This is a genomic window from Citrobacter sp. wls619, from assembly GCF_005281345.1.
In the GTDB taxonomy this organism is placed as follows: Bacteria; Pseudomonadota; Gammaproteobacteria; order Enterobacterales; family Enterobacteriaceae; genus Citrobacter.
On record NZ_SZXJ01000032.1, the window covers coordinates 21,000 to 34,660 of the forward strand.

The 13,661-nt window shown below is 52.3% G+C and carries 12 protein-coding genes; 11 read left to right on the forward strand and 1 reads right to left on the reverse strand.

The window, feature by feature from the left end; genetic code table 11:
• Genes tssA through FDX19_RS05385 form a run of 5 tightly spaced genes read left to right on the forward strand, consistent with a single transcriptional unit; the run spans position 1 to position 7,847 of the window.
• The gene (tssA, locus tag FDX19_RS05365) at positions 1-1,410 is read left to right on the forward strand and encodes a type VI secretion system protein TssA (protein ID WP_137381897.1); all 1,410 of its coding nucleotides are present in this window, start codon (positions 1-3) and stop codon (positions 1,408-1,410) included.
• Positions 1,411-1,424: 14 nt separating this feature from the next.
• A complete protein-coding gene (tssM, locus tag FDX19_RS05370) occupies positions 1,425-4,964 on the forward strand; it encodes a type VI secretion system membrane subunit TssM (protein ID WP_137381898.1) in 3,540 nt (1,179 codons plus the stop codon).
• A 13-nt stretch (positions 4,965-4,977) separates the two neighbouring features.
• Positions 4,978-6,324: a VasL domain-containing protein gene (locus FDX19_RS05375; RefSeq protein ID WP_137381899.1), complete on the forward strand. Its 1,347-nt coding sequence runs from the start codon at positions 4,978-4,980 to the stop codon at positions 6,322-6,324.
• Between the two features lie 12 nt (positions 6,325-6,336).
• Positions 6,337-6,816, forward strand: coding sequence for an Hcp family type VI secretion system effector (locus tag FDX19_RS05380; protein WP_137381900.1), 480 nt, complete (start codon positions 6,337-6,339; stop codon positions 6,814-6,816).
• The gene (locus FDX19_RS05385) at positions 6,816-7,847 is read left to right on the forward strand and encodes a hypothetical protein (RefSeq protein WP_137381901.1); all 1,032 of its coding nucleotides are present in this window, start codon (positions 6,816-6,818) and stop codon (positions 7,845-7,847) included. The genes FDX19_RS05380 and FDX19_RS05385 overlap by 1 nt, the downstream gene beginning before the upstream one ends.
• On the opposite strand, the gene FDX19_RS05390 is transcribed toward FDX19_RS05385, so the two are convergent.
• Complete coding sequence (locus FDX19_RS05390; protein WP_137381902.1) at positions 7,841-8,602, reverse strand: hypothetical protein; 762 nt, start codon at positions 8,600-8,602, stop codon at positions 7,841-7,843. The genes FDX19_RS05385 and FDX19_RS05390 overlap by 7 nt on opposite strands.
• A gap of 268 nt (positions 8,603-8,870) precedes the next feature.
• Between FDX19_RS05390 and FDX19_RS25425 the strand changes: the two genes are divergently transcribed.
• The 6 genes from FDX19_RS25425 to FDX19_RS05420 all read left to right on the forward strand — a co-directional run bounded on the left by FDX19_RS25425 (position 8,871) and on the right by FDX19_RS05420 (position 13,430).
• A complete protein-coding gene (locus tag FDX19_RS25425; RefSeq protein WP_249357529.1) occupies positions 8,871-9,767 on the forward strand; it encodes a hypothetical protein in 897 nt (298 codons plus the stop codon).
• A 107-nt stretch (positions 9,768-9,874) separates the two neighbouring features.
• Complete coding sequence (locus FDX19_RS05400; protein ID WP_137381903.1) at positions 9,875-10,060, forward strand: AlpA family transcriptional regulator; 186 nt, start codon at positions 9,875-9,877, stop codon at positions 10,058-10,060.
• 40 nt (positions 10,061-10,100) lie between these two features.
• On the forward strand, positions 10,101-11,570 hold the full coding sequence (locus FDX19_RS05405) for a ParB family protein (RefSeq protein ID WP_137381904.1): 1,470 nt from the start codon (positions 10,101-10,103) through the stop codon (positions 11,568-11,570).
• Positions 11,567-12,148, forward strand: coding sequence for a DUF2857 domain-containing protein (locus tag FDX19_RS05410; RefSeq protein WP_023219461.1), 582 nt, complete (start codon positions 11,567-11,569; stop codon positions 12,146-12,148). Before FDX19_RS05405 ends, FDX19_RS05410 begins: the two co-directional genes overlap by 4 nt.
• Positions 12,138-12,350 (forward strand): TraR/DksA family transcriptional regulator, encoded by a 213-nt coding sequence (locus FDX19_RS05415; protein WP_137381905.1) that lies wholly within the window; start codon positions 12,138-12,140, stop codon positions 12,348-12,350. The genes FDX19_RS05410 and FDX19_RS05415 overlap by 11 nt, the downstream gene beginning before the upstream one ends.
• A 261-nt stretch (positions 12,351-12,611) precedes the next feature.
• Entirely contained in the window at positions 12,612-13,430 is an 819-nt protein-coding gene (locus tag FDX19_RS05420; protein ID WP_170974349.1) for a PFL_4669 family integrating conjugative element protein, read from the forward strand.
• Positions 13,431-13,661 lie beyond the last annotated feature (231 nt).

The window sequence follows — 13,661 nt, forward strand, 5'->3', positions numbered from 1 at the left end:
ATGGATATACATAACCCGGACGTCTGGCTGTCGCATCTGCTGGAAGCCCTGCCGGAAGAAAAACTAGCCAGTAAACTCAGCGATGAAAATCCGCAGTGGGAATATATCGACGGCGAAATCGTCAAGCTGGGTTCTCTGAACCACGCGCAGCTTGATGTGTCGGAACTCCAGCGACAGGGACTGGTGCTTCTGGCTGCGGAGAGTAAGGATTTTCGCCTTGTGTCGCATTTGCTGCGCACCCTGCAACACGCGGGTAATGCTCTGCTGGCACTCAGCGTACTGACACAATACGTCACCCATTACTGGACCATTGCCTGGCCGCAGAGCGCCGCGAATAAGAAACGCTTTGCCGACCAGATCCTGAAACGCTTTGAACCTGGCATGGGTGGATTTGCTGCCACATCCACCCCGGAGCAGCGTGATGCTCTGCTGGGCGAACTGGCAAAGCTGGCGCAGTGCTGGCAGGCGTCCGGGATGCCGGAACTGGCGTCTGCCACGGATGACCTGTTTGCAAAATACCAGCGGGCGTTTCGTGACTGTTCACCTGCTGTCACACCACCTGCGGGCGACGTCACTCGCACCAGTGTTCCGACAGCCATTCCGGTTACGCCTGCTGTGGCAGTACCTGCACCTGTGGTGAGTATCGACAACCATGATGATAAAGCCTGGCGTGACACGCTGCTGAAGGTGGCTGGCATTCTTTGCGAACGTCAACCCACATCACCGCAGGGATACCGCCTGCGCCGCCACGCCCTGTGGCAGAACATTACCTCCGCCCCGCAGTCGGAGAGCGACGGGCGCACGCCGATGGCGGCAGTCTCTGCCGATATGGTTGCCGACTACCAGACTCGTCTTGTCCGTGCGGATATGATGCTTTGGCAGCAGGTGGAGCAGAGCCTGCTGCTGGCGCCCTACTGGCTGGAGGGGCACCATCTTTCGGCACAGGTTGCGCAGCAACTGGGCCACGATAAGGTGGCGCAGGCCATACGTGATGAGGCGCGCCATTTTCTGGCTCGACTTCCGCAGCTGGATGCGCTGCGTTTTAACGATCGCTCGCCCTTTATCAATGACGCCACCCGCCTGTGGCTGGCAGATGAACCGCAGAAGCCTGCCGCCGTTGCGGCTGCCACGGACGTTTTGACGCAGCAGGTCTGGCAGTGCTGGCAGGAGCAGGGGCTGGAGGCAGCGCTGGTGCTGGCTGAAAAGCAGCCTGGTAATACGCCGCGAGCGCAATTTTACCGCCAGTATCTGGCGGCACAACTGCTGGAAGTATCTGGCATGACGCAGCTTGCACAATACCATTACCGGATGCTGTTTAAGGCCGGACTGCACACCATGCTGTCTGACTGGGAACCGGCGTTGCTGGAACAACTGGAAACGAAACTCGCGACGGAAACGACGAGCGAATAAAACAGGAGCGTTTTGTGTTCAGAATACCGACTCCCCGTACACCCCCGCTGTTCAGCGGACTGGCGTCCATGCTCAGACCCGCGATGCCTCGACTTAAAGTATCCGTGGCCTGGCTGCTGGTGCTGGCGTGGGGGATATTGCTGGTATGGATCTGGTGGAAAGGCCCGACGTGGCGGTTCTACGAGACATACTGGCTGAAACCGCTGACCAATCGCTGGCTGGCGACGGCGGTCTGGGTGCTGCTGGCCCTTATCTGGCTGACCGTCAGCGTGGTGAAACGCCTGCAACGGGTGGAAAAACAGCAGAAGCAGCAGCGTCAGGAAGAGCTGGATCCGCTTGCCGTGGCCGTCAACCTCCAGCAGCGTTATCTCGACCGCTGGTTGCTACGGCTACAGCGCCATCTGGACAGTCGTCGCTATCTGTGGCAACTGCCGTGGTATCTGGTGACCGGTCCGTCGGGCAGCGGCAAAACAACATTTTTGCGTGAAGGGTTTCCGGCTGATGTGATTTATACGCCGGACGCCAGCAGGGGAGCCGACCAGCCGGTCTTTATCACGCCGTATGTGGGCAGGCAGGCGGTGATTTTTGATACTGATGGCGCGCTGGCGGATCCGGATGATGGCAACCTGTTACACCGTCGCCTGCGCGAGCACTGGCTGGACTGGTTGCTGCAAAAGCGCACGCGACAACCGCTTAACGGTCTGATCCTGACGCTGGATCTGCCGGATTTACTGACCGCCGACAAACGCCGCCATGAGCATCTGGTACAGACGTTGCGCGGCCAGTTGCAGGCGATCCGCCAGGCGCTGCATGCCAGTCTGCCGGTCTATATCGTACTGACCAAGCTGGATCTACTGGCCGGGTTTGCCGCCTGGTTCCGTGCCCTGGATCGCAACGGGCGCGACAGTATTCTGGGGGTGACGTTCACCCGCAATGCTCATGAACGCAACGACTGGCGCCGCGAGCTGGATACCTTCTGGCAGTCCTGGGGACAGCAAATGAACCTGGCGCTGGCAGACCAGATGCTCAGCCAGTCCGCACCGGCGGCACGCAGTGCGGCGTTCAGTTTCTCCCGCCAGATGCTGGGGGGCGGGGAGACTATTGCCCGACTGCTGGAAGCGTTACTGGACAGTGAGCACCAGGATATCTGCCTGCGCGGCGTCTACCTGACCTCTTCCCTACAGCGTGGGCAGATGGATGACATTTTTACCCAGTCCGCCGCCCGCCAGTACGGGCTGGAACAGAGTTCTATGGTTGCCTGGCCGCTGGTCGATACCACGCCGTACTTTACCCGTGAGTTGTTCCCGCAGGTGTTGCTGGCCGAGCCGAACCTGGCCGGGGAAAACCGCCTGTGGCTGACCCGATCTCGTCACCGGATGAGTCTCTTCGCCGGATGCGGCGCGGTGGCAGGACTGCTGCTTATCTGGGGCTGGCATCATGGGTATAACGAAAACTACCGCGCCGGGCAGACCGTACTGGCGCAGGCGAAGTCCTTTATGGCGGTGCCGCCGCCGCAGGGCATGGATGACAGCGGTTATCTGCAACTGCCGCTGCTGAACCCGGTGCGTGATGCCACACTGGCCTACGGTGACTGGGGCGACAGAAGCTGGCTGGCGGATATGGGGCTCTATCAGGGGACGCGGGTGGGGCCTTACGTGGAGCAGACGTATCTTAAATTGTTGGAGCAGCGTTACCTTCCGGCCCTGCTGAACGGGCTGGTAAAACAGATGAACAGCGCGCCGCCGGAGTCGGAAGAGAAACTCGCCGCATTGCGCGTCATCCGCATGCTGGAAGACAAGAGTGGGCGCAATGATGCGGTGGTGAAGCAGTTTATGGCAAAACGCTGGAGTGAACAGTTTCACGGGAAGCGTGATGTTCAGGCGCAACTGATGTCCCATCTTGATTATGCGCTGGCGCATACCGACTGGCACGCGCAGCGCCAGCAGGGAGATGCCGACGCCATCAGCCTGTGGGTACCTTACGAGAAAACCGTTGTCGCCGCGCAGAAAGAGCTGAGCAGGCTACCGGTTTACCAGCGGGTGTACCAGAGCCTGAAAACACGGGCTCTGGGTGTGCTGCCCGCCGATCTCAGCCTGCGCGATCAGACCGGGCCGACGTTTGAGAGAACATTTATCGCCACCGACGAGAATAAGCTGATCGTTCCACAGTTTCTGACCCGTTACGGTCTGCAAAGCTATTTTGTGAAACAGCGTGAGGAACTGGTGAAGCTGACCGCCATGGACTCCTGGGTGCTGGCCCTGACGCGCAATGTGACCTACAGCGAGGCTGACCGGACGGAAATTCAGCGCCAGATCATTGAGCAGTATATCAGCGATTATATCGCCACCTGGCGGGCGGGGATGGATAACCTGAATGTCCGGGATTACGAAAACCTGGCGGAGCTGACCGGTGCGCTGGAGCAGATTGTCAGCGGCGATCAGCCTTTTCAGCGGGTACTGACGGCACTGCGTGATAATACCCGTCCGCCGCTCCTGTCTGAAAAGTTGAGCGACAAGGAGCGTGCACAGGCGCAGGCCGAGCCGGACTGGCAACTGCTGAACCGTCTGGGGCATGAGTTTGCGCCTGAAAACAGTACCCTGGAAGAGCAGAAGGACAAAGCCAGCACCCTGCAGGCCGTCTATCAGCAACTGACTGAACTGCACCGCTATCTGCTGGCAATACAGAACGCTCCGGTGCCGGGGAAATCGGCCCTGAAGGCAGTGCAACTCCGGCTGGATCAGAACAGCAGCGATCCGATTTTCGCCACCCGGCAGATGGCGAAAACCCTGCCTGCGCCGCTTAACCGCTGGGTGGGTAAGCTGGCGGAACAGGCGTGGCATGTGGTGATGGTGGAAGCGGTCCGTTATATGGAGGTGGACTGGCGCGACAACGTGGTGAAAACCTTCAACGATCAACTGGCGGATAGCTATCCGTTTAATCCCCGGTCGAAAGAGGATGCGTCGCTGGATGCGTTTGAACGCTTCTTTAAACCGGGTGGCGTGCTGGATGCGTTTTATCAGCAGAACCTGAAGCTGTTTGTGGAAAACAGCCAGGGGCTGAACGGGGAAGACAGTGTGGTGATCCGCGAAGATGTCCTTCATCAGCTCGATACCGCGCAGAAGATCCGCGACATCTTCTTCAGTCCGCAGAACGGACTGGGGGCGCAGTTTGCAGTGGAAACCGTGGTGCTGTCGGGCAACAAGCGGCGCAGCGTGCTGAACCTGGACGGACAACTGGTGGATTACGCCCAGGGGCGCAACTACACGGCACATCTGGTGTGGCCGAACAATATGCGCGAAGGCAACGAGAGCAAGCTGACGCTGGTGGGCGCGGGGGGCAACACCTCGACACGCAGCATTGCGTTCAGCGGCCCGTGGGCGCAGTTCCGCCTGTTTGGCGCGGGACAACTGACCAGCGTGCAGGATGGGACCTTTACTGCTCGTTTCAGCGTGGATGGCGGCACCATGACCTACCGCATTCATACCGATACCGAAGATAACCCGTTTGCCGGCGGGCTGTTCAGCCAGTTCCGACTGCCGGATACGTTGTACTGAGGAGATGACGACGATGAGTACGGATATTCAGACGATTATCACCGGCCAGGATCCTCGCGGTTTGCCGGAGTTCAGCGCCATGCGCGAGGAGATCAACAAGGCCAGCCATCCGGCGCAGCCGGAGATGAACTGGATGCTGGTGGAATCGCTGGCGCTGACCATTTTTAAATCAAACGGCGTGGATTTGCATACTGCAAGTTACTACACGCTGGCGCGCACGCGTACACAGGGGCTGGCCGGGTTCTGCGAAGGCGTGGAGCTACTGGCTGCGCTGATTGGCCGCGAATGGGATAAGTTCTGGCCGCAGGGCGGGGTGGCGCGGACCGAAATGCTGGACTGGTTTAACGCCCGGACCGGCAATATTCTGCGTCAGCAACTGTCTTTTTCCGAAGCCGACCTGCCGCTGCTGTACCGGGCTGAACGCGCCCTGCAGGTGATATGTGACAAGCTCCAGCAGGTAGAACTGAAACGCGTCCCCCGTGTGGAAAACCTGCTCTATTTTTTGCAGAACACGCGCAAACGGTGTGAACCGCCGTCAAAAATGCCTGCGGCGGATACGGCTGCAAAAACAACAGTCCGGACACTGATGTATATGCCGGAAAGTCCGGCAACTCCGATACTTCCGGAACCTCCACTGCCGGAATTGCCGGAGGTGAAGGTGATGGTTCATGGGGTGACGGCTATGCCACTGCCCCCGGCGTCAGTGAAACCGGGAAACACCGTGAAAGGCTTTATCGCCGGGGTATTCTGTAGTGTGGTCGTCACGGCTGTCGTCTGGTGGTGGCAGGTTTATCCCCTGCAACAGCAGGTGGCGGCGGCACGCGATACGGCACTGGGGGCGGCAACGGTCTGGCTGGCATCGCCACAACTGAGCGACTACCCGCAGCGGCTACAGCAGCTGACAGGCGCTTCACCGTTGCAGCCGCTGGAAGCGGGTCAGCGAATGGTCCGGACGGCAGACAGCCGCTGGCCGGAAAGCCTGCAACAGCAGCAGGCCACAATGAAGTGGAGTAACGCCCTGAAAGACCGGGCGGCAAACAGCCCGCAGATGCTGGGCTGGCAGCAGACACGCACCGATTTACGGAAGTTTGCTGAGCTTTTAGTACAGCGTGAGCAGGCGAAAGAGGGATTCACGCTCTCTTATATCAAAACCGTGGTTTACCAGGCTGAGCGTTCGCTGAATCAGGACGCTCCGCTGGAATACCTGCTGACACAGTACCAGCAGGCGCGGTCCGCGGGATTAAATACCGGGATGCTGGAAAAACAGATCAGCGAACGGTTGGACGGAGTGCTGAGCCGCTGGTTGCTGCTATCACAGAGTCCGTCGGCGGAAACGCCGGACGGGAAACCAGGAAAATAAAGGAAGAACACTATGGCAAATCTTGTTTATCTGACATTAAACGGACAGCTTCAGGGGCTGATTTCAGCGGGATGTTCGTCGCTGGCGTCCATCGGGAATAAGGCGCAGCTTGCCCATCTGGATCAGATTATGGTGACAGAACTGAATCACGGTTTAAGTCGGGCGCAGAACGTCAACCATCAGGAACTGACGATTCAGAAGCCAGTGGATAAATCTTCTCCGTTGCTGAGTAAGGCGATTAACGAAAATGAATGCCTGACCTGTGATTTTGAGTATTATCGTACCAACCAGTTTGGGATTAACGAATTGTATTATCGGATAAAACTGATCAATGCAAGGATTGCAAGTATACACAGCAGTGTTCCTCACACGATTACCGATAGCGGCGGGCAACCGGAAGAATCGGTGTCGTTCACATATGAAAGTATTAACTGGGAGCATTGTATTGCTGGCACCAGTGCATACAGTTTGTGGAGCGAGCGGATATTCTGATGGCAGCATCTGGAGAACACCACATTTCGGATCCGGCTGGGATTGCTGATGCTTTTTACAAGCACTACCCGGATGCTGTCAGTGGAATTGAAAACGTCCGTTTAATGAAAGGGAACGAAATCCCTGACTGGCCTTACTGGTGTTTTTTACCGGAAAGCTGCTGGATAATATTGTTTATGGGCAAGCGAAGTAAACCGTTCATCAGAGAGATGTGGCAGGAGATACAAAAGCTCCTGGTGCTTGGCACATGGCGGTACAGTAAGGGAATATATTCTGTCCATCCGGCGCTGCTGAATGCCCTCACTGAAACGCCTGTTTCTGATTCATTACCGGTTGATGTTTTTTTAAGACTTCCTGAATGGTGCATTTACATCAGAACTCCGGGAATGATTATGGCCGGGGAACGATTGCATGGATTCTGGGCTACGGTAAATCAGGGGATAGCTGATAATGAGAAACGTCTTTGCCTGCTACTTAACAGCCAGAGTGGAATACAGACGGAATCATTCCCCCTTAAATCTGGCTCTGTCAAATCGATCCAGGAAAAGATGTTCAGTGATGGTCTGGATGTTAGCGGGGCGGGGGCTGATGTTATTGAAGCATTGAAACAATCAGGATATATCACTGATTATCTGCAACGAAAATCTGATGATATTGGGAAATTGTTGTCGCTACTGCTGTTCATCTGCTCCGACGAACCTGAAATAGATGGGGAGCGTCTGCCCGGAACATACCCGGTTCGGCCAAAACCCGTAAAAACCAAAAAGGGATTCAGGCTTTTTCCGGCTGCGGGTCCACGGTACTGGACTGTTGGTAACAATACGGGAGAAATGCTGGCAACGCTCTTTGATAGCGCAGGAGCCACTTCTATTAACGGACGGCAGGTCAGGCCTCATTTGCGCCGTGGGCACTGGCACGGTTTTTGGTCTGGAAAAAGAGATGGGTCAGAGGACAGGATATTTTCGTACCGTTGGCTGCCGCCACAGGTTATTGGCGGCAGACAACGTAAAGATGCTGCATCTGATTACTGATAGCGGTGTACCATATCCTTGACTACAGCAGCGAATGTTTTCTGCTTCAACTGAGCGATTTGCTCATCGGTTACAGAGGTTTTTCCGGTTAGTGGCTGAAGGGTATTGTATTCATAGTTGACCGGAGACCAGGTCGCCCATTCTCCTGTTGCTACATCTACCAGGGCGAAACGCACCAGGTAACGCAGCGAGTCTGTACTGGATAGTTTTTCATTTCGATAATCTGACCAGACCATAGTTTTGGTTGTTGTGTCATATTTACCTGACTGTAGCGTGTCCCAGTATACGATGACTGCCTTTTGTTGCCCTTTTGCCGCAATATAACGCAGCGCCTGCATGTAATTCATGTTTTCGCTGGTGACGACTTCCCGTTCTTCACTCTTCACCTTATTACAGGAAATTGTTTTTTGTTTATCCGGGATACCGGAAAATGTTGATATTCGGTAATACCGGCTCATTTCCTGCTGCATGACCATTTCTGGTGCGCGATTACCGGACTGGACCAGAATGATGGCAGAGTTCAGCGGTACGCTGAATTTCTCGCCTTCCAGTGCGGCTTGGATATCTTCTTCTGAAACGGCAAGCGTGGTTTCGTTACCGAAAATATCTTTATCTGTTAACTGACTGGCAGCACTTTTACTGATAGTACTTTCTGTTCTGGGGACGTCCTTTTTCCTGGCATCAATTGGAGATCGTACACAGGCGCTCAATAAGAATATTGTTGCGCATAAATAAATCACTGAACAGATTTTCATATATTTTCCTGAAGTGTGTTTTGGACGGTGGTGTAATTAAAAGGTTCTGATTATTGTTATTAGTATATCCTGTTGTCGATAATTTCAGGAGAATTGTTTTTATATTCATGGTTTAAATGACACAATCTAATTTGATATATTTTAATTATTATTAATGTGTTTGATGTTAATTTTAGCATCTGATTTTTATTTGCCTGTGGTGTTCCAGTGTGTATTAACTAACGATGATGTTGAGTCCCTCTGGAAGATATAAAAAGGAGAATGTGATATGAATTCGCTTCCTTATCACAGCAACAATTCTGTCATGCCGGTCTGGGTAACGATTGATGAAGCCGTTAATATTATAAAAAAGCATGCGAGTGAGGAGGTTACAGCCAGTGAGATATGGCGTTATGCGCTCTATGGGCACCTTACACTCTCCATCTATTTTCAGTCTCCGGTGATCCTTAGACGGATTAAAACCAGAAAGAATAAAATATTTTTAATGAAGGGAAAGGATGATCCAGTTAATCTACTCTGTTACCTGAGCAGTGAATATCATTTTATGAACAATTGCTGGAAGGTGAAAACCGAAGGTGATTTTATCTCTCCACCCAGTCATATAATGGATACACCATTACTGGGTTATGAATATGTGATGCTGCAAAGATTACTGGCACACTCACTGGACCTACCATTACCAGAAAGCGGGCAGTGCAATATCTATCGTGGTATTCTTGTCAGTGATGGAAGTGATATTTTTCAGGTTTTTGAATATCGGTCTCTGGAGCAAAGGATTTTTCAACAGTTACAATTTATTCCGGTAGATAAAGCAAGTCTTTGTCATGACGAAATCAATAAAATACAGTTCGACAGAAAAAAGAAAGATTACTTTCCTGTCTATCATTTTCCAGGAGATGCCTGTTTCGTTGTGAAAAGGCAGCATCTTGAGTCATTCATCAGTCAGCTTTATTCCTCTCAGGCTAAGCCATCAACACAGATTTCAACGCCGCTTTCGCGGTTGTTATGGCTCGCCTGTAAACATAATGAACATACAAATTCTCTGCTCGACCATCCTTATAAACTGGTTTCCGTTTTTGAAGAGTGGGCGGCATCTGATGGGATCACCGATCGCCTGAGTGGCGATACGCTGAAAAAAGCGCTTAAACGGGGCTCTCCTGTTTAAAAACCCGCGTTGCGGGTTCTGAAATCCGCAACGCGAGTACAGCTACTTTTTTTATCGATACAGATATGTTGGTATCGGTACTACTGACAGATACACAGGAGTACATCATGGTCTCTTATCGATTCCTGCGATTGCGACAGGTTCTGGATAAAACCGGTCTGAAACGTTCTCAGGTTTACGCCTACATGAAAACGGGAGATTTTCCCAAATCGGTCAAGATTGGGCCAGCCAGTGTAGCCTGGCTTGAATCGGAGATTGATGAATGGATTAATGCGAAAATAAACAATCGCTGACCGTCTTTTTTTATTCATTGACTTATTCAGGATCATAACGATGAACAATGATCAGGGCATGCTCATGCCTGTTGCACTGGATCAGTTGCGGGCATTTGATTTAAATCCCCGTATTACCCGTAATCCAAATTATGATGAAATAAAAGAGTCTATTCGCTACCGGGGACTGGAGCACCCGCCACAAATAACTCAGCGTCCGGGAGATTCTTTTTATATTATAGCCAACGGTGGGAATACCCGTCTTGCCATTCTTAATGATCTCTGGCTGGAAACTCACGATAAAAAATTCTGGAGTATTACCTGTCACTTTCGTAAATGGAGAGAAGATCAAAGTATTGAGGAAGGTAACCTTCAGTGTCTGATGGGACACCTTATTGAAGATGGAATGAAAGGTGGGCTGACATTTATTGAACGTGCGCTTGGAATACAGAACGTAATTAATTTGCATCAGAGTATCAATAAAGGGTGTTCGCAAAATGAAACAGTCAAAATGCTGGCTCAGGAAGGGTATCCTCTTTCACAAACACTGCTGAGTGTCATGTCAGCCACAATCAAACTGTTGTTTCCTTATATATCGGACCTCCTGTATAGCGGTTTATCAAGAACCAGCATCGAAAAATTGTTGACTCTCCGTTCCAGTACCGAAAAATTCTGGGATAAAGCCTGCCAGGAATTACCCTCGCCCGTAGAACGTAACCTGCCGCTATTTGATGATATTTTCGCGATGGCGCTGACATCGTTTAATGGCCCGACAACGGGATTCTCACTGGAGCATATTCAGGACGAACTGACCGGCCTGATCAGCCAGGCGCTGAACATTGACTATAACACGGTGGCTCTGGTGACAGATGCCCGTGCACAAAAACGTACTTCTCTACTCGGTAGTGATCCTGTTCCTGAACTGCCTGACATTGGTGAACAACGCTGTGTGGATCTGAAGTACCAGAAATCCTCTGATATCAGTCAGCAGAAGGAAAATGATAGTGGCGAGAATGAGCCGGATGCTGCCAGCCTGGTTTACCGGACTGGTGAAGGTAATGATGACGGGGGTAATAATAACACGCAGGTACAGTCAGCAGCGGAACGACAATTGTCATCGGATATTTCCCCGCGAATCTCAACAACATCAGTATCCATGACTGAGGATTATTCCCTTTCCTCATCACCGTTGTCTGATACACCCGAATCGCTGGCATCATTAATTGATCAGACCGCGTGGGAGCTGGCAGGCAATGCCGGGCTGGAATTTCTGATTTCGCCCACGGATACCGGAATATTTGATATCGCCTCTCCTGTGGAGGAACTGTCTAACGAAGGGAAGATCACCTGGCAGTTGCTGGCCTTTCTGGCCGGAAAAATGCCTGATAGCGCCACGGTCTGGCGACAGATGATTACCGGCACACCTGATGTACCTGCCGGATTTAATGAAGAAACATTGCTGAAAATTTTTCAGCTTGTTCGTTATATCCGCCGTTTATATGAAAAACAACACAAGGGGAATAATACATGATCCCTTCACTTAATTATTCGGTACTGACGGATGCTCTGCATGCGTTAAAAGAAGGCAATATCCGACACTGTGAAGCGCTGGGTTTCACTTACAACGAACTCGAAGCCATTAATAACCTGTCTGTCGATGAGCTTTTTATTCTGAGTCGCGCCTCGGCGCAGTTTCTTCATGTTTCCATTCAGCATGAGGTATTACGCCAGTTACTGGCTCAGACGAAACAGGAAATTCAGTTGCAACAGCGAATCAACCGCGCAATCACACTCGGTGGCTCAATTGAACTGCTCAGCCAGTTTTTTGGCCTGTCATCCGGAGAAATCAGCGCCAGACGCCGCTTTATTGGCATCAGTGTTTCTCAGGGGCGAACACGTATCCCGGACGAAGAGAGCGATGCACGGATCTGGAAAAAGTGGCAACAGTGTCGACCAGACAACCTGCTGTCAATGGATGCGCTCGACGCAATGATGAATATCACGGAATCCCTTTCTGGTGAAACCGGGGGTGATCCTCTGTCGCTGACTGTCGTATGGAACCGGATCATGCAGTGCGAAAAAGAAACAGGAGGTCAGAATGCCGGATGAGATCGATCGCGATCAGGAATTTAACGAACAGCAACTTGAGGCCATGATTGCTCATGCCCGTTCAGTTCCCACTCATTTGCTGTCACTGTATTTTTGCCGACAATGTGGAGAAGCTATCCCTGAGAAAAGGCGACGATTGCTGCCAGGCGTCGCACTGTGCACCGACTGCCAGGCTGAAAATGAACGAAAATGTGGCATCTGACTGACACAATAACTTGTCCCGTTCTGCACACAGAACGGGATTTAGTCGCGCTGGGAATAATAAATAGTTTATAGCGATTAAAATAGTGTTATTGATAGGAAATCGTACAAAATTATTNTCATCAATCAAATGGCAAAACAAATCATAAAGTATGGTTTTATCGTTTGATAATTACTGATTTTCCGTTCTGGTTTTCCATTGTTCACAATGTGGTACAGCCTCATTCTCACCACTCCCTGTACCATCACCGGAGTGAACACCATGAGCGATATGGCCCCAGAAACCCGGCTTACCACCGGCCCATTACGCAGCAGCATTACGATTGAACTACATACCCACCTTGCCACCCGTACCTGGTCCGGACGCCAGCCGGACCCTGCTGAGAATATTCACGGAATTATCGGTATGCCGCGTTTCCTCAATATTATGAACGTTATCCGTCTCGATACTGTGGCGGATAATCCTTATGCCGACCTGTGGATGTTGCGTCTTGAAGAGCGCCTTCTCGCGGCCCGTGAGGAGATGAACGAGCTCATCGACAGTATGAAAACGGTATTCAGCCAGCTTCCCGAAACAATGACTGTGGAGGGGTGTGCCAGTATCCAGCCTGCCAGATTTCCTGTTTTTGCCTCAACGCAGCCAGGTTTTATCGCTATTTACCTGTTAACCGATTTTGATGAACTGATGCGCAAGGCATTGCTGGCCCAGCATATGGCGTTGATTAATCGGGTTCAGATGAGTGAGCTTCGTGAAAAAGGCGGCAATCTTATCCGCAGTATTCTGGTGCTGGCCCAGAAATATCGCCGTATCCCCGTTACCCGCCAGGATATCCGTGAACGCAATGCCAGAGCGATCGCTGCCGAAGAGCAGGCTGGGGCTGTTCCGGAGGATATTTTTGAAGGTTCCCGTCGCTCAGCCTGGGCTCCTCCCTTGCGACAACCCGTGGGTGAAGTACCTGCGCCAGCAACGGAGCTGGAAAGTCCGGAGACTGCACCTGCTGTTAATCATGTCAGCAATACCGAAACTGCATTAATCCCAACCCCGGCAGGTGCAGAAGACGATGATGGGTCTGACATCTGAGCCTGTGCAGCCCGGATATCGCGCTTTGTCTGCTGCAGACTGGCTTGCTTACGAAAGCTGTCTAAAAGGCCTTTTAAGGGTAAGAGAGCCGCAGGCTCTGGCGCGTTCAGCGACAGAGGCGGCGGCGAACCTGCACCAGATACAGACGTTGATTATCCACCGGGCATGGCGCTGGCCCCTTCGGTATTTTCCCTTACTTCTTTGTCGTGGGCCAGCCCGCTCTGGTGCAGA